22 protein-coding genes are annotated in these 20,949 nt (G+C 70.9%); 7 read left to right on the forward strand and 15 right to left on the reverse strand.

Annotated features, from left to right (window positions below; all coding sequences use genetic code 11):
* Positions 1-77: 77 nt before the first annotated feature.
* The 9 genes from AC4BDD_RS31635 to AC4BDD_RS31675 form a co-directional block, all read right to left on the reverse strand.
* Positions 78-983, reverse strand: a complete 906-nt coding sequence (locus AC4BDD_RS31635; protein WP_490692068.1) for an alpha/beta hydrolase — start codon at positions 981-983, stop codon at positions 78-80.
* On the reverse strand, positions 980-2,506 hold the full coding sequence (locus AC4BDD_RS31640; protein ID WP_490692069.1) for an FAD-dependent monooxygenase: 1,527 nt from the start codon (positions 2,504-2,506) through the stop codon (positions 980-982). Before AC4BDD_RS31640 ends, AC4BDD_RS31635 begins: the two co-directional genes overlap by 4 nt.
* 199 nt (positions 2,507-2,705) lie before the next feature.
* Positions 2,706-4,220 carry an FAD-dependent monooxygenase gene (locus AC4BDD_RS31645; RefSeq protein WP_490692070.1) on the reverse strand — a complete coding sequence of 505 codons (1,515 nt, stop codon included), beginning with the start codon at positions 4,218-4,220 and terminating at the stop codon, positions 2,706-2,708.
* Positions 4,221-4,223: 3 nt separating this feature from the next.
* Positions 4,224-5,159 carry an aromatase/cyclase gene (locus AC4BDD_RS31650; protein ID WP_490692071.1) on the reverse strand — a complete coding sequence of 312 codons (936 nt, stop codon included), beginning with the start codon at positions 5,157-5,159 and terminating at the stop codon, positions 4,224-4,226.
* Between the two features lie 32 nt (positions 5,160-5,191).
* Positions 5,192-5,989: a 3-oxoacyl-ACP reductase FabG gene (gene fabG, locus AC4BDD_RS31655; protein ID WP_490692072.1), complete on the reverse strand. Its 798-nt coding sequence runs from the start codon at positions 5,987-5,989 to the stop codon at positions 5,192-5,194.
* A gap of 13 nt (positions 5,990-6,002) precedes the next feature.
* Complete coding sequence (locus AC4BDD_RS31660; protein ID WP_490692073.1) at positions 6,003-6,272, reverse strand: acyl carrier protein; 270 nt, start codon at positions 6,270-6,272, stop codon at positions 6,003-6,005.
* 55 nt (positions 6,273-6,327) lie between these two features.
* A complete protein-coding gene (locus tag AC4BDD_RS31665) occupies positions 6,328-7,596 on the reverse strand; it encodes a ketosynthase chain-length factor (RefSeq protein WP_490692074.1) in 1,269 nt (422 codons plus the stop codon).
* Positions 7,593-8,864, reverse strand: a complete 1,272-nt coding sequence (locus tag AC4BDD_RS31670; protein ID WP_490692075.1) for a beta-ketoacyl-[acyl-carrier-protein] synthase family protein — start codon at positions 8,862-8,864, stop codon at positions 7,593-7,595. The genes AC4BDD_RS31665 and AC4BDD_RS31670 overlap by 4 nt, the downstream gene beginning before the upstream one ends.
* On the reverse strand, positions 8,861-9,190 hold the full coding sequence (locus AC4BDD_RS31675) for a TcmI family type II polyketide cyclase (RefSeq protein WP_490692076.1): 330 nt from the start codon (positions 9,188-9,190) through the stop codon (positions 8,861-8,863). The genes AC4BDD_RS31670 and AC4BDD_RS31675 overlap by 4 nt, the downstream gene beginning before the upstream one ends.
* A gap of 528 nt (positions 9,191-9,718) precedes the next feature.
* On the opposite strand from AC4BDD_RS31675, the gene AC4BDD_RS31680 reads away from it, so the two are divergent.
* The 3 genes from AC4BDD_RS31680 (at position 9,719) to AC4BDD_RS31690 (ending at position 10,718) form a co-directional block, all read left to right on the forward strand.
* Positions 9,719-9,916 (forward strand): hypothetical protein, encoded by a 198-nt coding sequence (locus AC4BDD_RS31680; RefSeq protein WP_490692077.1) that lies wholly within the window; start codon positions 9,719-9,721, stop codon positions 9,914-9,916.
* A 249-nt stretch (positions 9,917-10,165) separates the two neighbouring features.
* Entirely contained in the window at positions 10,166-10,480 is a 315-nt protein-coding gene (locus tag AC4BDD_RS31685) for a hypothetical protein (protein WP_490692078.1), read from the forward strand.
* Between the two features lie 52 nt (positions 10,481-10,532).
* On the forward strand, positions 10,533-10,718 hold the full coding sequence (locus AC4BDD_RS31690) for a hypothetical protein (RefSeq protein WP_490692079.1): 186 nt from the start codon (positions 10,533-10,535) through the stop codon (positions 10,716-10,718).
* Between the two features lie 82 nt (positions 10,719-10,800).
* Here AC4BDD_RS31690 and AC4BDD_RS31695 read toward each other — a convergent pair whose 3' ends face one another.
* Positions 10,801-11,052, reverse strand: coding sequence for a hypothetical protein (locus AC4BDD_RS31695; RefSeq protein ID WP_490692080.1), 252 nt, complete (start codon positions 11,050-11,052; stop codon positions 10,801-10,803).
* Between the two features lie 49 nt (positions 11,053-11,101).
* On the reverse strand, positions 11,102-12,133 hold the full coding sequence (locus AC4BDD_RS31700) for an AraC-like ligand-binding domain-containing protein (protein ID WP_490692081.1): 1,032 nt from the start codon (positions 12,131-12,133) through the stop codon (positions 11,102-11,104).
* A gap of 821 nt (positions 12,134-12,954) precedes the next feature.
* Between AC4BDD_RS31700 and AC4BDD_RS31705 the strand changes: the two genes are divergently transcribed.
* Positions 12,955-13,956 carry a methyltransferase gene (locus AC4BDD_RS31705; protein WP_490692142.1) on the forward strand — a complete coding sequence of 334 codons (1,002 nt, stop codon included), beginning with the start codon at positions 12,955-12,957 and terminating at the stop codon, positions 13,954-13,956.
* 306 nt (positions 13,957-14,262) lie between these two features.
* On the opposite strand, the gene AC4BDD_RS31710 is transcribed toward AC4BDD_RS31705, so the two are convergent.
* Positions 14,263-14,958 (reverse strand): antibiotic biosynthesis monooxygenase family protein, encoded by a 696-nt coding sequence (locus AC4BDD_RS31710; protein WP_490692082.1) that lies wholly within the window; start codon positions 14,956-14,958, stop codon positions 14,263-14,265.
* Positions 14,959-15,023: 65 nt separating this feature from the next.
* Entirely contained in the window at positions 15,024-16,493 is a 1,470-nt protein-coding gene (locus tag AC4BDD_RS31715) for an FAD-dependent monooxygenase (protein ID WP_490692083.1), read from the reverse strand.
* A gap of 166 nt (positions 16,494-16,659) precedes the next feature.
* On the opposite strand from AC4BDD_RS31715, the gene AC4BDD_RS31720 reads away from it, so the two are divergent.
* From AC4BDD_RS31720 to AC4BDD_RS31730, 3 genes are all read left to right on the forward strand, one after another.
* On the forward strand, positions 16,660-17,112 hold the full coding sequence (locus tag AC4BDD_RS31720) for a nuclear transport factor 2 family protein (protein ID WP_490692084.1): 453 nt from the start codon (positions 16,660-16,662) through the stop codon (positions 17,110-17,112).
* 188 nt (positions 17,113-17,300) lie between these two features.
* Positions 17,301-17,774, forward strand: a complete 474-nt coding sequence (locus AC4BDD_RS31725; protein WP_490692085.1) for a carboxymuconolactone decarboxylase family protein — start codon at positions 17,301-17,303, stop codon at positions 17,772-17,774.
* A 67-nt stretch (positions 17,775-17,841) separates the two neighbouring features.
* On the forward strand, positions 17,842-18,765 hold the full coding sequence (locus tag AC4BDD_RS31730; protein WP_490692086.1) for an RNA polymerase sigma-70 factor: 924 nt from the start codon (positions 17,842-17,844) through the stop codon (positions 18,763-18,765).
* 83 nt (positions 18,766-18,848) lie between these two features.
* Here AC4BDD_RS31730 and AC4BDD_RS31735 read toward each other — a convergent pair whose 3' ends face one another.
* Both AC4BDD_RS31735 and AC4BDD_RS31740 read right to left on the reverse strand, forming a co-directional pair.
* The gene (locus tag AC4BDD_RS31735; RefSeq protein WP_490692087.1) at positions 18,849-19,265 is read right to left on the reverse strand and encodes a pyridoxamine 5'-phosphate oxidase family protein; all 417 of its coding nucleotides are present in this window, start codon (positions 19,263-19,265) and stop codon (positions 18,849-18,851) included.
* Positions 19,266-19,406: 141 nt separating this feature from the next.
* The gene (locus AC4BDD_RS31740; RefSeq protein WP_490692088.1) at positions 19,407-20,903 is read right to left on the reverse strand and encodes an MFS transporter; all 1,497 of its coding nucleotides are present in this window, start codon (positions 20,901-20,903) and stop codon (positions 19,407-19,409) included.
* Positions 20,904-20,949: the final 46 nt, after the last annotated feature.

Here is a 20,949-nt window from a genome sequence, read left to right on the forward strand (position 1 = left end):
GTGCCGCCCGGGCCGTGTGCCCGAGGATCACGCGCCCCGCCCTTCTTCGCGCGCCGCCCTTCATGTGTGACGGGGGGTCACGCCTGCCGCCCGGCCTGGGTGACGCAGTCCTCCAGGAAGGCCAGCGACCTCAGGTGGTACGAGCGGGCCGCCCAGCCCAGGCTGATGTTGTGGCCGGCGCCCGGCTGGCGGTCGACCAGGACCCGGGGAGCCGCGGTGAGCTGGGCCGTCAGGTCGGCCAGGTCCTGCTCGCCGTGGTGCCACCACCGCTCGTACTCGGCGAAGGTGAGCCGCACCGGGACGCGGATGCGGGGCGCCAGCTCGGCGAACAGCTCCGGCCAGCGGGCCAGCTCGCCGGCCTCCCGGGCGGGCATCGGCGAGACCAGTGCGCCGCTGGTGCGGAAGGCGGCGGGGGGATAGGTGCGCAGCGGGCCCCAGTGGCGGGAGACGTTCTTGCGCCGCAGCGGGTCCTCGTCGGGGATCGCGGCGTAGCGGTGGCCGCAGCCGGAGATGTCCAGGCCCAGCAGCCGGTCCTCCTCGCCGGCCTCCGCGGCGGTGGACAGCGCCAGTTTGCCGCCGAAGGAGTGGGCGAGCAGCAGGTGGCCGGCGCCGGTGGCGTACCGGGCGGTGAAGTCGGCCAGCGCGGCGCGCAGGTGGATCGTCTGCTCGGCCAGGGTCTGCCCGTCGGGCAGGTGGGCGGCGGACTCCCCGTAGCCGGGGCGGTCGATGGACAGGACGGTGTAGCCCAGGCTCGCGCCGAGCGTCAGCAGGGAGGAGTCGGGGTGCGCCTGCCCGTCGAAGTAGCCGGCGCTCATGCCGCCGCCGTGCACGGCGACCACGGCGGCGCGGGCAGGGGTGTGCTGTGGCTCGCTGAGCAGGGCGGACAGCGGGACGCCGGCCCCGTCCAGGGTGATCTTGCGGACCCCCTGGGAGACGGCCGAGGCGGGTGCGGCGCTGTCCGCCGCGGGTGCGGCGCTGTTCATCGGCGGACGTCCGCCGTGGGCGCGCCGAACCAGCGGGTCAGGGCGTCCGTCAGGCCGGCCGTGGCGGCGCCGGACTCGCCGGCGGCCCATGCCACATAGCCGTCGGGGCGTATCAGGACGGCGCGGGTGCCGCTCAGCGGGTCGGTGCCCTCCACCGGCTTGGCTGCGCTCGTCGCCACCGTCACCCGGTCGCTGAAGCCGGCCGCCGCCTGCCGCAGCGCGGGGTCGTCGGCGAGGTCGAGCAGCACCCCGCGGGCCGGGTGCAGCAGAGCGGTGGTGCTGGTCTCCCCGTCGGCGCCGACCAGGGAGCGGTGCCCGATGCGGCGGCCGAGCAGCGGGTGGTCGCCGTCGCCGAGGTCGTAGCGGATGTCGACGTGGCTGACGATGCCGGCCAGGTGCCGCTTGACCTCGTCGTGCTCGACCAGCTCGGTGAACAGCTCGCGCAGCGGCTCGGACTGCTCGCCGCCGAGGAAGACCATCCCCTGCGCGCGGGTGTTCATCAGCAGCCGCCTGCCCACCGGGTGCCGCTCACCGTGGTAGCTGTCCAGCAGGGTCTGGGGGGCGCGGCCGCCGATGACGGCGGCCAGCTTCCAGCCGAGGTTGGCCGCGTCCTGCACCCCGGTGCTCAGTCCCTGCCCGCCGGCCGGGAGGTGGATGTGGGCCGCGTCGCCGGCCAGCAGTACCCGGCCGCGCCGGTACTCGGTGACCTGGCGGGTGGCGTCGGTGAAGGAGCTGACCCACTCGGCGCCGCCGCCGTGGATGTCCTCGCCGGTGATGTGCTGCCAGGCGTCGGCGACCTCCTCGAAGGAGACCATCTCGTCGCGGTCGCGGGCCGGGGTGCCGTGCGGGCAGACGATGATGCGGTCCACGCCTTCGGCCAGCGGGGCCGCCATCACCATGCCGTTGGGCAGCCGTTCGCCCAGGAACCGCGGGCGCAGGTCGCAGCCGGTCACATCGGCGAGGAACATCGCCCGGGTGGCCGGGGTGCCGGGGAAGTCGAATCCGGCGGCCCGGCGGATGACGCTGTGCCCGCCGTCGCAGCCGACCAGGTAGGAGGCGCGCAGCCGCTGTACGCCGTCGGGGGTGGAGACGGTGATCTCCACGCCGTCGCCGTCGAGGAAGCCGTCGGACAGCTCCAGGAACTCCCAGCCGCGCCGGATGTCGGCGCCCTGCTCGCGGGCCCACTCCTCCAGCACCGCCTCGGTCTTGGACTGGGGGATGCCGCGGGCCCCGAAGTGGGCGTCGGCCAGCACGGTGTAGTCGAACTGCACCCCGCCGAAGTGGCCCATCGGGCTGGTCTCCAGCGTCTCGCCCTGCCCGAACCGCGGCAGCAGTCCGCGCTGGTCGAACACCTCCATGGCGCGGGCGGTGAAGCCCAGGCCGCGGGACTGCCCGGTGGGCCGCTCCAGCTTCTCCAGCACGGTCACGCGTGCACCACCGAGGCGCAGTTCCCCGGCGAGCATCAGTCCGGTCGGACCGGCACCGACGACGATGACGTCGGTGTCCACCGCAGTGCCTTCCATCGGATGTCCCTTTCCTAGGTGGGGGTCGTGCACATGCGCGGGGATGCCGCGGCGGTACGGGTCGTACGAGGTGGTGCGGCGTGCTGTGAGGTGGGGCGGGTGGTGGTGCGAGGTGCGTGTGGGGGGTGTGGGGGGTGGCGCGTGGGGGTGGTGGTGTGGGGGGTGGTGGTGTGGGGGGTGGCGCGTGGGGGCGGTGGGTTCAGCGGGCCGGGCCGAACCACCGCTTGAGTGACTGCTCCAGTCCGTCGTCGCCGGAGCCTGCCCAGGCGACGTAGCCGTCCGGCCGAACCAGCAGGGAGCCGACGCCGGCCAGCGCCCCGCCGGGCTCCGGGCGGGCCGCCACCCTGGTGACCCGGTCGGTCCAGCCCCAGCGTTCCGGCCGCGGCGCGCCGTCGCCCGCCCGCAGGTCCAGGAGCAGGCCCTGGCCGCCGCGGAGCAGCTCCGCGGTGGAGACCTGCCGCTCGCCGACCCGCAGCACGGCGTGCGGCAGCCGGGCGCCCAGCTTCGGGTACCCCCTGCTCGAACCGGGCTGGGGGCTTGCGGAGCCGTGCTCGGGGCCGCCGAGGTCGTAGCGGATGTCCAGGCCGCTGATCATGCCGGCGAGGTGGGCGCGTACCTCCTCGTGTCCGATCAGTTCGGTCAGCACCGCGCGCAGCGGCTCCACCTCGGGCCCGCCGAGCAGCAGCATGGCCTGGGCGCGGATGTTGGCCAGCACCCGCCGACCGACCGCGTGCCGCTCCTCGTGGTAGCTGTCCAGCAGCTCGGCGGGGGCTGCCCCGGTCACGTGCAGGGCCAGCTTCCAGCCCAGGTTGAAGGCGTCCTGCAGCCCCAGGTTGAGGGCCTGACCGCCGATGGGCATCTGGCGGTGCGCCGCGTCGCCCGCGTACAGGACGCGGTGGTCGCGGTAGCGGACCAGCTGGCGGTTGGCGTCACCGAAGGAGTTGACCCACAGCGGGGTTCCGCCGCTGATGTCCTCGCCGGTGACCCGCTTCCAGACCTCGGTGATCTCGCTGAACTCCGCGTCGGCGGTGCGCGGCCGCGCGACGCTGCCGAATTCGTGCACCATCACCCGGGTCACCCCGTCGCCCCGGCGGGCGGCGATGGCCAGGCCCTGCGGCAGCCGCTCGAAGCGCCTGCCCGGCACCTTGATGCCCTCGACGTCGGCCCGCAGCAGTTCGCGGGCCGCGTCCTGCCCGGGGAATTCGGCGCCGGTCAGGCGGCGGACCGTGGAGTCCTCGCCGTCGCAGGCCACCAGGTACCGGGCGCGGATGCGCAGCGTGCCCTTGCGGCCCGCGGCCACAGCCTCGACGTACTCCCCCTCCGGCGGCGCGGACAGCGCGCGCAGCTCGTGGCCGCAGCGCACGTCCGCGTCGAGGGAGAGCACCCACTCCTCCAGCACCGCTTCGGTCTTGGTCTGCGGCACCTTCCACTGGCCCGGGTAGGGGCTGGGCAGGGTGAGGTCGAGCGGGATGCCGCCGAAGTGGCCGCGCGGGTCGTTCGGCGCGCTGCCGAAGTCGGCCAGCAGCCCCCGGCTGTCGAGGATCTCCATGGTGCGGGCGTGCAGGGTGGAGGCCCTGGACTCCGTGGTGGGACCGCGCCGCTTCTCCAGCACGACCACCTCGACGCCGGCACGGCGCAGCTCACCGGCGAGCATCAGTCCGACGGGCCCGGCGCCGACGACGATGACCTGGGTGTCCATACGGTCCGCCGCCATGGGTCAGCTCTTGTTCTCGGCGTAGCTCTTGGCGTGGTTCAAGGTGGCGCAGCTGTTGGTACTCAGCGCGGTGTGGACGTATTCGCGGGCGTCGGCGACGGTGGCGTCCGGGCCGAGGATCTTCGCGATGTTGTCCGTGTTGAGGGTGACGGTGTGCTGGGAGGAGGCCGAGGTGCCCTCGGGGGTCTCCTCGAAGGTCCAGATGCCGGTGTGCAGGGTCATCAGCGCGGGCAGCGTGACCTGCTTGTAGGCGAGCTTGTGGTGCGGGAAGGCCACCCGGTACGACTTGGTGGTGTGCACCGAGCCGTCCTTGGCGCGGGTGTCCATCTCCAGCGACTGCAGGCCCGGGGTGTCCTCGGTGAAGCGGACGGTGGCGACGTGCGGCAGCCGCTCGGGCCACCGGTCGGCCTCGTTGATGAAGTCGAAGACGTCCTTGGCGGCGCCGTCGATCAGCACGGTGTCGGTGAAGGAGAAGGTCAGCGACTCGGCGGCGTGGGCCAGCTCGACGTTCTTCTTCAGCGCCGCCAGCTCCGAGACGCTGTTGCGGTCGACGGCCTTGTCGATCCACAGCAGGTCGTGCGGGTCGTCGTCGATGGCCCGGTAGTCGTGCAGCAGCCGGACCCGGGACTCACTCTCGCCCAGCGGCTCGATGATCCAGGTGCCGCCCATCGCGGCGACCGGCGGGGCCGGGATCTCCTGCCGGAAGGTGATGCGCAGGCCCTCCGGGTCGAGGGTGCGGCGCGAGGTCCAGTTCTTGGCCTCACCATTGGCGGTCGCCCAGATGCGTATCCGCTCCTCGTTCCCGCTGGTCTCCACCTGGTCGACGTAGATGGTGGGCGGGAAGATGCGCGGCCAGTTGGTCACCTCCGCCAGAAGCCGGTAGACCGCGGCGGCGGGGGCGCTGATGGTGATCTCGTGCTCGACCTCGCGAGTCGTCATGACCACTTTCTCCTTGGGATCCTGGGAGGGCTTTAGAAGTTGCCGAGGCCGCCGCAGACGTTCAGGGCCTGGGCGGTGATGGAGGCGGCCGTGTCGGAGGCGAGGTAGCCCACCAGGCCGGCGACCTCCTGCGGCGTGGAGTAGCGGCCGAGGGGGATCTTGGCCTGGAACTTCTCCAGGATCGCCTCTTCGGTGGTGTCGTAGGCGGCGGCGTAGCCCTGCCGCACCCGCTGCGCCATGGGCGTCTCGACGTAGCCGGGGCAGACGGCGTTGACGGTGATGCCGGTGGGCGCCAGCTCGTTGCCGAGCGCCTTGGTGAAGCCGACGACGCCGTGCTTGGAGGCCGAGTAGGGGGCGCCGAGGATCACGCCCTGCTTGCCCGCGGTGGAGGCGATGTTGATGATCCGGCCGCGGTCCTTGTGCCGCATGCCGCCGGTGTTGAGCACCTCCTTGGTGAGCCGGAAGACGCTGTTGAGGTTGGTGTCGATCACGTCGTCCCACAGCTCGTCGGCGATGTCGGCGGTCACTCCGCCGCCGGACCGGCCGGCGTTGTTGACCAGCACGTCGACCGTGCCGAAGGTGTCCACCGCGGCCTGCACGAACGCGGTGACCGAGGCCGGGTCCCGCACGTCCAGGACCGTGCCCTCGACCTCAAGCCCCTCGCCCCGCAGCTCCTTGACCGTGGCGGTGACGTTCTCGGCGTTGCGCGCACCGATGAACACTCGGTGGCCCTGGACGGCCAGCAGCCGGGCCACTTCGAGGCCGATGCCGCTCGTCGCGCCCGAGACCAGTGCGACCCGTGCCGTGTTCTGGGCGGTGTTCTGCGTCATGTCCCTCTCCCCTTCAGGCGGCGCTGGCCGTGGACAGCTGAGCGTTGACGACATCGATCAGCGCGCGAGGGGTGTCGGCGTCGTTGACCGCCTCCTCGTCCAGCGAGATGCCGTATTCGCGCTCGATGAGGCTGCCGGTCTCCAGCAGCGCGAGCGACTCGTACCCCAGGACCTCGAACTCGGTGTCCAGAATGTCGGCGTCCAGGTCGACGCCCTCTGCCACGCCCGCGGCCTCCAGCAGAATCCGCTTGAGGTCATCGAGGGTGAAAAGCTTGGTGGCCAATGTGGTTCCCTTCATCGGTGCGGTGTTCCGGCGTTCCGGTGTTCAGGGGTTCTGGTCACCCGGCGGCGCGCACGACCATGGCGGAGTTGAAGCCGCCGTGGCCGCGGGCCAGGACCAGCGCGGTGCGCACCTGCGCCTTGCGCGGCTGGCCCAGGACCAGGTCCAGGGCGTACTCGGGGCACGGCTCGACGTGCACGACCGGCGGGATGAGGCCGTCCCGCATGGCGAGGAACGCGGCGGCCAGGTCCAGCGGCGCGGCGCCGGAGTACAGGCGTCCGGTCATCGTCTTGGGGGCGGTGACCGGGACCGCGCGCTCGCCGAAGACGGTGTTGATCGCCTCGGCCTCGATGCGGTCCAGGGCCAGGTCGGCCGCGCCGTCGGCGAAGACCACGTCGACCTCGCCGGGGGTGGCTCCGGCGTCGGCGAGCGCGATCTCGATGGCCTTGCGCAGGCCCGGCTCGCGGCCGGATCCCGGCTTGGGGTCGATGGTGGCGCCGTAGCCGGAGATCTCGCCGTAGATGCGGGCGCCGCGGGCGCGGGCCGTCTCGGCAGACTCCATGATGAGGATCGCGCCGCCCTCGCCCGGCACGTAACCCCTGGCGTCACGGTCGAACGGCAGATACGCCCGGGTCGGCTCGTCGCTGGTGGACATCCGGTCGCTGGCGAGCTGCGCCACCCAGCCCCAGGGGCAGATGGAGGCGTCGATGGCGCCGGAGACGATCAGGGCGGTGCCCTTGCGGATCTGGCGGCGGGCCTGCGCCACCGCGTCCAGGCCGCCGGCCTGGTCGCTGACGACGACGCCGCTGGGGCCCTTCATGCCGTTGCGTATGGATATCTGGCCGCTGTTGACGGCGTAGAACCAGGCGAAGGACTGGTAGGCGGAGACGAACTGGCTGCCCTTGCTCCACAGCGCCTGGAGCTCGCCCTGGCCGAACTCGAAGCCGCCGGCGGCGCTGGCGGTGACCACACCCATGTCGAAGTCGGGCAGGTCCTCGGGGCTCACCCCGGCGTCGGCGAGCGCCCAGTCGGCGGCCACCAGCGCCAGCCGGGTCACCCGGTCGGTCTGCGGCAGCAGGCGGCTGGGCAGGTACTGCTCGGCCTCGAAGCCGGGGATCTCCCCGGCCAGCCGGGACGGGTAGCCGGAGGGGTCGAAGCGGGTGATGCGGCCGATGCCGCTCTTCCCGCCGCAGGTGGCCGCCCAGAAGTCCTGCGTGCCGAGCCCGTTGGGGGAGGCGACGCCCAGGCCGGTGACCACCACCGACGTGGCCGAGGTCCTCCGCGCGGCCTGCGCGGCCTGCCTCGCCTGTGTGGCCGACGTGGTCATACCAGGCTCCTTTCGGGGCTGGCCAGCACCATGGCGCTCTGGAAGCCACCGAAGCCGCTGCCGACGGTGAGGACCGCGTCGACCACCTGGTCGCGCGCGGTCAGGGGGACGTAGTCGAGGTCGCACTCCGGGTCGGGCGTGTGCAGGTTGGCCGTCGGCGGCACCACGTCGTACTCCATCGCCAGCGCGGAGGCGGCGATCTCGATGGAGCCGATGGCGCCCAGCGAGTGCCCGACCATCGACTTGATGGAGCTGACGGGCGTGCGGTAGGCGTGGTCGCCCAGGCTCTTCTTGAACGCCGCGGTCTCGTGCCGGTCGTTCTGCTTGGTGCCGGAGCCGTGCGCGTTGATGTAGTCGATCTCGTCGCCGTTCATCCGCGCCTCGTCCAGCGCGACCCGGATCGCCTCCGCCATCTCGGCGCCGTCCGGCCGCAGTCCGGTCATGTGGTAGGCGTTGCTGCGGGTGGCGTAGCCGGCGATCTCGGCGTAGATGTGCGCGCCGCGCTTCTTGGCGCTCTCCAGCTCCTCCAGCACGAAGAAGGCGGTGCCCTCGCCGAGGACGAAGCCGTTGCGGGTCCCGTCGAAGGGGCGGGAGGCGCGCTCGGGCTCGTCGTACCGCGGCGTGGTGGCCTTGATCGCGTCGAAGCAGGCCATGGTGATCGGCGAGATCGGCGCGTCGGAGGACCCGGCGATCATGACGTCCACGGAGCCCTCGCGCAGCAGCTCGACGCCGTAGCCGACCGAGTCGATGCCGGAGGTGCAGCCGGTGGAGACCACGGTGCTCGGCCCCTCGGCGCCGACGGCCCAGGCGACCTCGGCCGCGAAGGAGCTGGGAACCAGGTGGTTGTACAGGTGCGGGACCGCGTAGTGGTGGTCGACGAGGTCGAGCCGGCCGCCGTCGCTGACGACCCGGTACTCCTCATCCAGCCCCATGGTGGCGCCGACGGCGCTGCCGACGGTGACCCCGACCCGGTGCGGGTCGAGCCCGCTGAGGTCCAGCCCGCTGTCGGCGACGGCGGACCGCGAGGCGACCACCGCGAACTGCGCGGCCCGGTCCATCCGCCGCGACTCCTGGGGGCTCAGCCCGTGGTCGTGCGGGCAGAAGTCGACCTCCGCGGCCACCCGGGAGCGGAACGGCGCGGGGTCGAAGAAGGTGATGCCGCGCGTCGCCGTGCGGCCCTCGCTCAGCAGGCTCCAGAAGTTCTCCCTGCCGACACCACCGGGGGCGATGACCTCCATCCCGGTGATGACCACGCGTCGCCCGGTCACGCGGACGCCTCCCAGGAGTAGAAGCGCTTCGCCATGGCATCGGCCGGCGAACGCCAGGTCGCCGGGTCGTAGGCCTGGATGAACGGCTTCAGGTCCTCGCTGATCTGGACGAAGCGCGGGTCGGTCTTCGCTTCCTCGATCAGCTCGCCGCCGTTGTCCTCGTCGAAGTCCTGGAGGTGAAAGTAAAGCCCCCGGTACGAGAACAGCTGGCGGCGCCGCGTGCCCATTCGGTGAGGCATTTCCGTGCCATCGAATTCGCCGAACAGCTTGGCGACATCAGAACTTGAAGCAGGAGCCATCCGGGCAACAATCAGCGTGCTGTGCATACGGTTCCGCTCCTCAGCGATTGCGGTTGATCCGGCATCGGCCGTGCCACTCAGGCGTGCCGGCGGCTTACCGAGCCGAAGGCTCCGGGCACGGACATGGATCGGCCGCGGGGACAATGCCCCAGATCTTTTCTCCAAGGCTCTTGGGATCCGGCCCCGCCTTCAAGGTGCTGCGATTCAGGTCTCGGTGCGGTTTGGTCAGGTACCGCAGGCGCACTGCATTCATGTCAGAGAACTGACAAATCGATGGCAGAGGGGCGTCGGGTGAACTCGAGTGGGCATGGATCGACCTTTGAGCCCGGACAAGGCCCAGTCTTTACGGAGGGGCTTGGACCGGTCTTCGAGACCGGGCATGGACCGACCTGTGACTCACGGCCCGTCGGAGTGCGCCATCCGAACCGCCGCGCCACTCGTGTGAGGGAACCGCACGGCGCGGCAGTGGCGCCGACGCCAGCCACGGGTACCAAGCGATTAGTAATACAAGCTGACTGCCCGTCACCCGTTTCCCCGGAAGGACGACGACCGCCCATGCCCTCCCGTCTCGCTCTGCTCGCCGCCACCGGCACCGTTGCTCTGCTGGCCACGTACGGAGCCGCCACCGCCGCCGTGGCCGCGCCCGCGCCGGAACAGGAAGGATGCGGCAGCCCCGTGGGCATCGTGGCCATCCCCGAGAATTCCAACGGCGTCTGCCCGGACACGGCGCACCTGCTGTACGCGCCCCACTAGGGGTCTCCGGCGGCTCTCCGCGGCTCTCATCGAGCACAGGTAACGGCACGTCAGAGGCGTTGACACCTATGCGTCATCGGACGCGCCGGAGCCCTCGCGCCATCCGACGTGCCGGAGCCTCTGCGCCATCCGGCACCCCGCACCCACCCGTGCGAGGGAACCAGCCCCGTGCGCAGATGCCCCGGGCGCCCGCTTCGGGTACTGCAAGGTGGCCGCCTGCCACCCTGCCCCCCGGAAGGACCCCGTGCCATGCCGTCCCAGCTCCACCTGCTCGCCGCTGCCGCCGGCGCCGCCGTCCTGCTGACCGCCTACCAGTCCGCCGCCGCCACGGCCGTGGCGGCCCCGTCGCCGGACCGGGAAGTGAACACGTGCGCCAGCAGTGGCGTCACCATCCTGTTCGTCCCCCTCCGCGTCAACGGCGAGTGCGGCGACGGGCACCTGCTGAACCGGCGCGAACCCCACCCCGCTCACCAGCCGCACCCCGCTCACCAACCGCGCCCTGTCCACGAACCGCACCCGGCCGTGGACCTTCCCCCTCCGGCCGGGTATCGCCCGATGGGGTGAGGCTCGCCCGGCGAGCCCCGGCTTCGGCGGGTCGCTGCGAGACGATCCGCCGATGAACGCCCCCCGGGTCACCCCGCCCCCGCCGGACCCCACCCAGCAGAAGCCCCCCACCTGCGGCACCTGCCGCGCCACCCTGTGGTGGGACACCACCTACCCCTACCCCCCGGGCTGGTACTGCTCGGTGTGCAAGGTCCCCCCGCACCGCGAACGCGGCCCGGGGATCCGCGAGCCGCAGTAGCCCGCCTCCCGGCTTGCCGCGGCAGCGCGGATCCGGCCCTTCGGGCCGATCGAAGGGCCGGATCCGGCTCATACCGCGGGGGTCAGTAGACCCATACGTACAGGGCGTACCGGTTGGTGTCGCGGAAGGAGCAGTAGGCGTCGCCGGCGTAGGAGTCCCTCAGGTCTTCGCACGTCGACTTGGAGTAGGTGCCCATGTACTTGAAGTAGCCCGGAACCACGGCGGATGACGCGCCGGCCTGGGAGGACGCGGGAGCTGCCTGTGCGGTGGCGGCGCCGCCCACCAGCACGGTGGCCCCCAGAGCCAGGCCGGTGAGCAACAGACGTGCGCGCATATGTCTTCTCCTCTGTGGCTTCGTGGATGTGTGAAGACATCCTGCGCGCCTACGCCGGCTGTGTCGTTGACTGTCCTCGCACGGCTGTTGACTCCTCCTGCACAGTCGCGGTGCGCAGGAGGAAGGATCTGTACTCGCTGGGGGTCACGCCGTAGCGGGCGCGGAAGACGCGGCTGAAGGAGGCCTTGTCGGTGAAGCCCCAGCGGGCGGCGACGGCGTAGATGGGGCGGTTGCGCAGGGCGGAGTCGGCAAGGTCGCGGCGACAGCGTTCCAGACGGCGCTCGCGGATCCAGGCGGCCACGGTGCGGCCTTCCTCCTGAAAGAGGGCGTAGAGGTAGCGGGTGGATATCCCGTGGGCGATGGCGATGTTGTCGGGGGTGAGGTCCGGTTCGCCGAGATGCTGCTGGATGAAGACGTGGATGCGTTGCCTCAGGGCGCGTCGGCGGACCTCCGCGGGCATGGAGTCCTCGGCGTCCGCCCGGTTGGCGAGGACGGAGGCCAGGAGGTCGAGGGTGACCTGGGCGAGGGTGGGGATGTCGGCCGGGGCGAGCTCGTCGACGCGCCGATTGAGGTCGGTCAGCCAGCGGGTGAACACCCCGCCCATGCCGCGGCTCCCGCTGATCGGAGCGGCGAGCAGGCGCTGCACCGTTCTCTCCGGCAGGGGCATCAGCCGGCGAGAGAACTGCGCGGTCACGAACGACCAGTTGCCTTGAACGGCGCGGACGTCGCTGTGGTAGGGACGGCTGCTGTCCAGCACGACGACGTCGCCGGGCCGCAGCACCGTCTCGCGCCCGGCCAGGGAGAGAGCGGCCTGCGAACCGAGGTGACAGCCGATCTGGTACACCTCCGGATCGGACTGCCGGATCAGCTTCGCTGTCCGCACGACCTCCAGATGCGAGAAGGCCAGCGCCGACACCTGTAACTCCCCCAGGTCCAGGACCCGCATCCTGGCGCGGAAGTCGCCCTGGCCGTCGTCGCCGCCCGGCCGGTGGCGCATGTGCGACCGCGCGGTGGCCACCTCCCACAGCCCAAAACTCTCCGGCGCCGCCACGACCTCAGTGCTGAAGCCGATCACCTGCATCTCCCCTGGAAGCCCCGGTCACCCCTGCGGCTGTGAACGTGGCACGGGGAGCGCACGCAGTCCAGTGACGCTTCGGCCGCTTTGCGCTCGGGCCCCCCGGAGAACATCGGCCGCGTCACGCTGGCCCTGCCCAGCCTCGACGAGCCCGGCCTGTACCTGTCCAACGTCCAGCCCCTCGAAGGGAGCCGGGGAGTCGTCCAGGAACTTCCAGTACGCCGACGCCGACCTGCGCGCGCTTGACCTTGCCGACGCCCGACTGGTCAGCGGCCGGATCACCAATCTGCGAGCGGCCCGCGTCCACCTGGAGCGGCTGCGACTGAACTCGGCCGAGTGTCGAACGGCTTTCGAAGGTCATCATCGACCGCGCCCAGGAGCCCGAACTGGCCTCAGCCCTCCTGGCCCAGCTCAACGTCACCTACGGCGAGGACCTCGATGCCCCACGCTGATCGATCGCACCCACCGCGAGGGTTCCTCGCCATCATCATCACCGCGACGGCCGCCCTCCAGGAGCGCTGCGACGTAGTGAACAACAACGGCCGGTAGGTAGATCGCCTTGACCCGGTGGGCCAAGGGTGTCTGACGGTTGGCCTGAACAGGTGGCGAGGCGGAGACGCGTCCGCGTAGCTGGTGAGCGGCTCTCTACGGTGGGTAGCAGCCGGGGTATCCGCCCAGGTGAACAGCGGGTACGTCGACGCGAGGGAGCGCCCGTGACGGCTGACGAGACGGTGCGGCGCGCGGACGGAGTCGACGGGACCGTCGACGGAATCGAGGCACCCGTAGCAGTCGGCGGAACCGATGGTGCCGGGGTCGAGGCGGATCGGCTGGGGCTGGTGCGGCTCGCCTTCGGGCCCATGGCGGGGAGGGTGGTGTACACCGCAGTGCGCATGCGGATCGCCGACCTGATCGGCGACGGCGAGCGCACCGCGGACGCCGTCGCGCGCGACTGCGGGGCCCATCCGCAGGCGACGCACCGGCTGCTGCGCGCGCTGGCGTCCCTCGGCCTGCTGGCCCAGTCCCGTGCCGGCGGCTTCACCGTCACCTCGACCGGGGCGCTGCTCAGCGAGACGCGGCCGGATTCGTTCGGGGGGTTCGTCAGGCTGCTCGGCGACCCGGCGATGCTGGACGCCTGGGAGTACCTGGAGGACAGCGTCCGTACCGGTGAGACGTCCTTTCCGACGGTCTTCGGCACCGACTTCTTCTCTCATCTGCGGCAGAGCCCGGAGCTGTCCGCCCGGTTCAATGCCGCCATGGGCCAGGGGACCTTTGTGGTGGCCAGGATGCTGCCGGGGTCCTATGACTTCAGCCCGTTCACCCACGTCGTCGACGTCGGAGGTGGCGACGGCACGCTGTTGGCCGCGGTCCTGCAAGCGCATCCCGGTCTGCGGGGAGTCGTGTTCGACACGGCTGAAGGGCTGTCCGAGGCGGAGGCGGTGCTCGACCGGGAGGGGGTCGCGGACCGGGCCTCCACACGGGCAGGGGACTTCTTCGCCTCCGTTCCCGAAGGCGGCGACCTGTACCTGCTCAAGAGCGTGCTGCATGACTGGGACGACCAGCGGTGCGCTGTCATCCTGCGACACTGCCGGGAGGTGCTCCCGCCGCACGGCCGACTGCTGATCGTGGAGCCCGTGCTGCCGGCGACCGTCGGCGCCGACTCCAGCGTCACGTACCTCACCGATCTGAACATGCTGGTGAATATGGGAGGCAGGGAACGGACCGGGGAGGAGTTCACCGAGCTGTGCCGGGAGGCGGGCCTGAGCGATCCGACGATCACTCCCCTGCCCTCGCACGTCTTCCACCTGATCGAAACGGCCCCGGCGCCCTGACCCGACAAGCACGGGCCCGGAAACCGGAACGCCTGGCTCCCCCCGTGAAGGAAGCCAGGCGTTGTCGGCGTGCCGGTGGGCTGCCGGGTGGCCGGTGCTCGCCGGGGTGCGCCGGGGTTGTCCGGTGCTTGTTCGCCGAAGGGTGACCGGGGTTGCCGGTGGGTGCCGGTGCCGTGCCGGGGTGGCCGGTGGTCACCGGCGGTCAGCCGGGGTTGCCGGTGGTGCTGGTCGAAGAAGCGTCGAAGAAGCGTCGGAAGAGCTTGGTGGTTCGGGCCGGAAGGGCCCGGTGGTGAAGCTCGGTGACGGTTACTCGCCGGCCCCGCGGGTGTGGACGACGCGGTAGGTGTTGGAGTCGACCGAGGTCGCCAGGGCCTCGACGCGGGCCTCGGCCTTCTGCCGGGCCGCGGACTTCTCCGCGTGCGGGGTGTTCTTGAAGGCGTCGTACGCCTCCTTGCTCTCCCACTGGGCGTAGGTGACGACGAAGGCGCCGTCGAGGAAGCGGGCGCGCAGACCCTTCAGGACCGCGTGGGCGCGGTAGCCGGGGACGTCGAGCAGGTAGTCGTGGTTGGAGCCCAGGGCGTCGACCAGCTCGTCCTGGTTCTCCTGCTCCACACCGAAGACCGCGATCACGGTGTAGTCGTCGCGCTTGGGCGAGATCTCGAAGACGCCGTCCAGCGACGGGTGGGTCTGGATGAACGGGATCTCGTTCTGCAGCAGCCGGATCGAGGTGGTGATCTCGCGGAAGACCGGCAGGGTGCGGTGCTTGAACTCGTCGCCCGCGTACCGCTTCTCCAGGTCCTCACCGCTGCGCCACTGGATGAAGTTGGCGGTGCCCGGCTTGTCCACGCCCGCGTGCACGGTGGAGGAGATCCAGCCCTCGTACGCCGCGGCGTCGACGATCTTCCGCATCTCGTTGATCAGGCTTCCCTGCTTCTCGGAAGCGTCGGTGGTGAACAGGTTGAGGACGATCAGGTCCTTGGCCTCGGTGGAGATCTTGGGCATTCTTCCTTCGCTTCCTATGAGGGATGAGGGATGAGGGAATGGAGGGGGCAGGAGTCAGGCCCAGCTCAGTTGGCCCGGCCGAACCAGCGGGTGAGGGCCTCGGTGAGCCCGGCGGTGCCGGACCCCGAGGGGGAGGCCCAGGCGACGTAGCCGTCGGGACGTACGAGGATGCCGTCCGTCGGGGCGTCGCAGTCGAAGCGGTCAGGGGTGACCGTGGTGACCCGGTCGGCCCAGCCGGCGGCGGTCTCCCGCAGCGCTGGGTCGTCCTGGAGGTCGAGCAGCACCGCGCGGCCCGGGTGCAGCAGCGCGAAGCCGGTGGTCTTCTCGCCCTCGACGACCAGCTCCTTGTCGGGCAGCCGCCGTCCCAGCAGCGGGTGGTCCTCGGGGCCGCCCTCGTGGCGGATGTCGAGGCCGGTGACCATGCCGACGAGGTGGCGCTGGACGGATTCGAAGCCCACCAGCTCGGTGAAGACGTCGAGCATCGGGGTGATCTCGTCCCCGCCGAGGTAGAGGATGCGCTGGGCGAGGGTGTTGGTCAGGATGCGGGCGCCGACCGGGTGCCGCTCGCTGTGGTAGGTGTCGAGCAGGCCCTCGGGGGCCTGGCCCTTGATGTCCAGGGCGAGCTTCCAGCCGAGGTTGACCGCGTCCTGCACACCCGCGCTCATGCCCTGGGCGCCGATGGGCAGATGGATGTGCGCGGCGTCGCCGGCGAGGAAGACGCGCCCGCGCCGGTACTCGGCGGCCTGCCGGCTGACGTCGGTGGTCGAGCTGACCCACAGCGGCGTGGCGCCGTGGATGGACTCGCCGGACAGCCGCTGGAAGGCGTCGGCCACCTCGTCGAAGGTGATCGGGTCGGGGCTGGTGCGCAGCGGCTCGTTGCGGTCGAAGTAGATGATGCGGCTGCGGTCCGGGCCCAGCGGCAGCACCATGACCATGCCGCCGGGCACCCGCTCGCCGCTGAAGCGGGGCCGCAGCTGGACGCCGGCCACATCGGCGAACCGCAGCTCGATGGCGGCCTCGGTGCCGGGGAAGTCGATGCCGGCCAGCTTGCGCACCGCGCTGCGGGAGCCGTCGCAGCCCACCACATAGCGGGCGCGCAGCCGGCTCGGGCCGTCCGGCGTGGTGAGCTCGACGCTCACCCCGTCCTCGTCGGTCTCGATGCCGGTCACCTCGACGCCGCGGCGCACCCGCGCGCCCTGTTCCGCGGCCCAGCCGGCGAGTATGCCCTCGGTGCGCGACTGGGGAATTCCCCGCGCGCCGTACGAGCCGCCTTCCAGCACCCGGTAGTCGATGGACACACCGCCGAAATGGCCGACCGGAATGACGTCCACTCCGCCGAATCGGGAGACCAGTCCGCGCTGGTCGAATTCTTCGATGGTGCGCGCCGAGAAACCGAGAGCACGCGACTGCTGTATCGGCTCGGCAAGGCGCTCGACGACGATCGCCGAGACTCCGTTCAGACCCAGTTCACCTGCGAGCATGAGTCCGGTGGGGCCGGCTCCTACAACGATGACGTCTGCATCAAAGGTGTCCATCTGCCCTCTTCCAACTGGTGTTTTCTCAGTATCGCGAGGGCTGTCACGGCCAGTAAATAGAGTCTGTTACAGACCTTTGAAAAGCCAGTACAGGCTTGTGTCAGGAACGTCAGATCCGCGACAAGCGGGGTTGCGTGGCCCGGTGGATTCGGCGGCATCCTCAGGCATGACTTCAACCCGATCCGCCCAATCCGCCACCGAAATCGCCGCACTTCTCGACCGCTATCTGATCAACCTGGACGACGACAAGCTCGACGACGACTGGGCGGCGAGCCTGTTCACCCAGGACGCGGTGATCGAGTTCCCGATGAGCCGGCACGAGGGGATCGACGGCCTGGCCGAGTACCACCGCACCGCCTTGGCGGCGTTCGAGGCGACGCAGCATCTCAATTCGCCGGCCGTGGTGGTGGTCGACGGCGACCGGGCCTCGCTGCGGGCCAACCTGCAGTCCACCCATGTGCATCTGGCCCGGCATGTGCCGCCGCAGGGTGAGCTGTCGCCGATCTTCGCCAACGGCAGTCTGGTCAGCGGTGAAGCGCGCCGCACGCCGGACGGCTGGCGGCTGAGCCTGCTGTCGTTCCGTCTGCTGTGGATGATCGGCAGCCCGCCGCCGCGCTGAGCGCGTTCGGCTGAGCGGCCGTCAGAACACGTGTAGAGCAGCCGTGCGGCGGTGCCGGGAGAGAGGACTCCCGGCACCGCCGCACGGCTTTTCTCGCGGTGACGCAGGTCACATCCGGCCATGTCACAGGGGGTGGGGCTACCTCGTCTCGGGGGTGTAGCCATCAACGACCACCAAGGGAGCACACCATGAACGCGCGACTGGACTACTTCGCCAGCCCGACCGCCGGCAAGGCTTTCAAGCACCTCATGGCGGCGGGCAAGGTGATCAAGGAATCGTCGGTGCCGGCCACGACGCAGGAGCTGGTGGCGCTGCGCGTGAGCCAGATCAACGGCTGCGCCTTCTGCATCGACATGCACACCAAGGACGCCGCCGCTGCCGGCGAGAGCTCGGTGCGGCTGCACCTGGTGGCGGCGTGGCGGGAGGCCACGGTCTTCACCGAGGCCGAGCGTGCGGCGCTGGAGCTGGCGGAGCAGGCCACCCGGATCGCGGACGCGGCCGGCGGGGTCAGCGACGAGGTCTGGGCGCGGGCCGCCAAGCACTACGACGAGGAGCAGCTCACCGCCCTGGCGCTGCTGATCTCCTTCATGAACACCGCGAACCGGCTGAACGTCATGGCCCAGCAGCCGGCCGGGGACTACGAGCCGGGCCAGCTCCACTGAAACGACGCGGCGTACGCTGGCGCGTCGATGTACGGATGATCATCAGTTCAGGGGAGGAAGGGTCGGCGTGAGCAAGGTCGAGGACTTCGAGGAGCTGCGGCCGCTGCTGTTCTCCATCGCCTACCGGATTCTGGGCAGCGTGGGTGAGGCCGAGGACGCGGTGCAGGAGACATGGCTGCGTTTCGACGCCTCGCCGACCCGGCCCGTCTCGACGAAGGCTTTTCTGTCGGCCGCGGTGACACGGATCTCGATCGATGTGCTGCGTTCCGCGCGGGTGCGGCGGGAGGAGTACGTCGGGCCGTGGTTCCCCGAGCCGCTGCTGAGCGACCCGTACCAGGATCCGGCGCGGTCGGTTGAGCTGGCCGACTCGGTGTCGATGGCGGCGCTGCTGCTGCTGGAGCGGCTCTCCCCGCTGGAGCGGGCGGTTTTCCTGCTGCGGGATGTGTTCGCCTTCGGGTTCGACGAGGTCGCCGCGGCGGTGGGGCGTTCGGAGGCGGCATGCCGTCAGCTGCTGGTGCGGGCGCGGCGGCACATGCAGGCCGGGCGGCCGCGGTTCGAAGCCGACCGCCAGGAGCGGCAGGAGCTGGCGACGCGGTTCTTCGACGCGCTGAAGGACGGCGATGTGGGCGGGCTGCAGAGTCTGCTCGCCGCCGATGTGCAACTGGTCGGTGACGGCGGCGGCAAGACCCCGCAGCTGGCCAAGGCGCTCGTCGGCGCGGAGAACGTGGCCCGGGTGCTGGGCTCGGTCTTCCCCTGGCTGTTCCGGATCGACGTGACGCTCGAGCGGCACGAGATCAACGGCCAGCCCGGCGCGGTCTTCCGCGACCGGGACGGCAAGGTCCTGTACACCCTGATCCTCGAGATGCTCGACGGGCAGATCCAGACCCTCCGTGCGGTGAGCAATCCCGACAAGCTCGACCACCTCGGGCCGGTCGCCGACGCCTGGGCCGTCGACCGCGAGTGGAAGCAGGCCCGCCGGCAGCTGAGCTGACCTCGGGCCTCGGCCCATGACCCCGCCCCCTTGAACCTCAACACCTGAGCCTCAGCACCTGAGCCGCGACCCCTGACCGCGGCTCAGGTGTTGAGGCTCATCACCGCGTCGACGGCGATCTCGATGACCACCCGGCCGGGCGGGTTGGGCGGCGCGGACCAGTAGCGCTCGGTGTACCGCCGCACCCCCTCGGCGACCCGCACCGGATCGTCGGACACCGCACCGGTGCCCTCCAGCGTGACCCAGGTGAACCCGGCGACTTGGCAGAGCGCGACCCGGCTGCCGGGGGCCGCGAGCAGGTTGCGGGCCTTGCGCGAGGAGGAGACGGTCATGACCCGCACCAGCCCCGCCTCCTTGTCCCAGGTGAACCGGACGGGCGCCATGTGCGGCGTGCCGTTGGGCCGGAAGGTGGTCAGCGTGGCGATGTGCGGCTCGGTCAGGAACGCGTCGACCGAGGCCGACACCACCGGTGTGCTGGTGCGCTCTTGGGGCAGCGTCATCGTGTTCGTCCCTATCGGCTGGGGGGCGGCTGGGCGCCGGGGCGAGGGCCCCGGTGCGGTGCGCGGCGCTCCCCCGGTGTCAGGGCCGGGGAAGCGCCGCGGGTTGTGCCGTCGTCGTCGGACGGAGGGTGCCGGCGGGGCTCAGACCTGCTCGGCGGTGGCGGGCTGGACGGTCTCCGCCGCCGGCGGCTCGGCCTTGGGAGCCTTGCCCTTGGGCATCAGGAAGCTGACGATGACCAGTCCCAGGAAGGCCAGCCCGGCGGCGGAGAGGAACGCGTCGTGGTTGGCGTTCTCCTGGACGTTCACGATCTTGGCCGGGTCCCCACCGGTCTCAGCCATCTTGTCGCTGAGGCCGTTGTAGGCGATGGTGGTGACGATCGCCAGGCCGAGCGCTCCGGCGGTCTCCTGGCTGGTGTTGTAGAGGCCGGCGCCCACACCCGCCTCCTGCTCGCTGATCCCGACGAAGGCGGCGATCTGCAGCGTCACGTAGACCAGGCCGCAACCCAGACCCAGGACGATGAAGGCGGGCAGCAGGTCGACGACGTAGCTGCCGTCGGCCGGGGCGCGCCACAGCAGCAGCAGGCCGGTGATGGTCAGCACCAGACCGGTCAGCAGCACGGGCTTGGCCGCCATCTTGGCCACCATGCCCGAGGCGGCACCGGCGCCGACCGCCACGCAGACGGCGAGGGGCACGTAGGCGAAGCCGGCCTTCAGCGGCGAGTATCCGTAGACGTTCTGCATGAAGAGGCTGGCGAAGTAGAACAGCGCGCCGAAGGCGCCGAGGACCAGGATCGCGGAGATGTTCGCGGTCCGCATGGTCTTCAGCCGGAAGATCCGCAGCGGCATCAGCGGCGCCTTGGCCTTCAGCTCGATCACGGTGAACAGGGCCAGCAGGGCGGCCACGCCGACCAGGCTGCCGATGGTGCGGAAGGTGCTCCAGCCCACGTTGGTGGACTCACCGAGGGTGAAGATCAGCAGCAGCAGCGCACCGGTGAAGACCACGGCGCCGGCGAAGTCGAAGGAGCCCTCCCGCTTGTCCGCGCGGCTCTCGGGCACGATGCGCGGGGCCAGCAGCGCGGCGCCCAGACCGATCGGCAGGTTGACCCAGAAGATCCACTCCCAGCCGGGTCCGTCGGCGAAGACACCGCCCACGATGACACCGACGATCGCCGCGATACCGGAGAGCGCGCCCCAGACACCGAGGGCCTTGTTGCGCTCCGGGCCCTCTTCGAAGGTGGTGGTCAGGATCGACAGGGCGGCCGGGGCCATGAGCGAGGCGCCGAAGCCCTGGAAGCCACGGGCGGTGATCAGCATGGTGCCGTTCACGGAGAGACCCGCGATCAGGGACGCCAGGGCGAAGACCAGGAAGCCGGTCTGCAGGACCTTGCGGCGTCCGAAGGTGTCGGCGAGCCGTCCGTTGAGCAGAAGGAATCCACCCAGCACGGTGGCGTAGGCCGTGAAGACGTAGCCCAGGCTGACGTCAGACATGTCGAGGCCCTCCTGGATGGAGGGCAGGGCGAGGTTCACGATCGACGCGTCGACCATGACCATGAACTGGCCCATGCAGACGAAGGCCAGGATCGCCCCGGGACTGGCGCCCGGCCCTGAACGCTTCGTGATTGAGTCGGGGGCAGCCATTGCGTAACTCCTCAGCTCTACGGAAATCAAGTCACCGGCGGGTTCC

This window comes from Streptomyces sp. JLBT605 (assembly GCF_058215555.1).

Bases quoted from the DNA above. Each gene is read 5' to 3' on its own strand.
- AC4BDD_RS31635 (WP_490692068.1), bottom strand. From the start codon at position 983: ATGAACAGCGCCGCACCCGCGGCGGACAGCGCCGCACCCGCCTCGGCC.
- AC4BDD_RS31640 (WP_490692069.1), bottom strand. From the start codon at position 2,506: ATGGAAGGCACTGCGGTGGACACCGACGTCATCGTCGTCGGTGCCGGT.
- AC4BDD_RS31645 (WP_490692070.1), bottom strand. From the start codon at position 4,220: ATGGCGGCGGACCGTATGGACACCCAGGTCATCGTCGTCGGCGCCGGG.
- AC4BDD_RS31650 (WP_490692071.1), bottom strand. From the start codon at position 5,159: ATGACGACTCGCGAGGTCGAGCACGAGATCACCATCAGCGCCCCCGCC.
- fabG (WP_490692072.1), bottom strand. From the start codon at position 5,989: ATGACGCAGAACACCGCCCAGAACACGGCACGGGTCGCACTGGTCTCG.
- AC4BDD_RS31665 (WP_490692074.1), bottom strand. From the start codon at position 7,596: ATGACCACGTCGGCCACACAGGCGAGGCAGGCCGCGCAGGCCGCGCGG.
- AC4BDD_RS31675 (WP_490692076.1), bottom strand. From the start codon at position 9,190: ATGCACAGCACGCTGATTGTTGCCCGGATGGCTCCTGCTTCAAGTTCT.
- AC4BDD_RS31680 (WP_490692077.1), top strand. From the start codon at position 9,719: ATGCCCTCCCGTCTCGCTCTGCTCGCCGCCACCGGCACCGTTGCTCTG.
- AC4BDD_RS31685 (WP_490692078.1), top strand. From the start codon at position 10,166: ATGCCGTCCCAGCTCCACCTGCTCGCCGCTGCCGCCGGCGCCGCCGTC.
- AC4BDD_RS31690 (WP_490692079.1), top strand. From the start codon at position 10,533: ATGAACGCCCCCCGGGTCACCCCGCCCCCGCCGGACCCCACCCAGCAG.
- AC4BDD_RS31695 (WP_490692080.1), bottom strand. From the start codon at position 11,052: ATGCGCGCACGTCTGTTGCTCACCGGCCTGGCTCTGGGGGCCACCGTG.
- AC4BDD_RS31700 (WP_490692081.1), bottom strand. From the start codon at position 12,133: ATGCAGGTGATCGGCTTCAGCACTGAGGTCGTGGCGGCGCCGGAGAGT.
- AC4BDD_RS31710 (WP_490692082.1), bottom strand. From the start codon at position 14,958: ATGCCCAAGATCTCCACCGAGGCCAAGGACCTGATCGTCCTCAACCTG.
- AC4BDD_RS31715 (WP_490692083.1), bottom strand. From the start codon at position 16,493: ATGGACACCTTTGATGCAGACGTCATCGTTGTAGGAGCCGGCCCCACC.
- AC4BDD_RS31720 (WP_490692084.1), top strand. From the start codon at position 16,660: ATGACTTCAACCCGATCCGCCCAATCCGCCACCGAAATCGCCGCACTT.
- AC4BDD_RS31725 (WP_490692085.1), top strand. From the start codon at position 17,301: ATGAACGCGCGACTGGACTACTTCGCCAGCCCGACCGCCGGCAAGGCT.
- AC4BDD_RS31735 (WP_490692087.1), bottom strand. From the start codon at position 19,265: ATGACGCTGCCCCAAGAGCGCACCAGCACACCGGTGGTGTCGGCCTCG.
- AC4BDD_RS31740 (WP_490692088.1), bottom strand. From the start codon at position 20,903: ATGGCTGCCCCCGACTCAATCACGAAGCGTTCAGGGCCGGGCGCCAGT.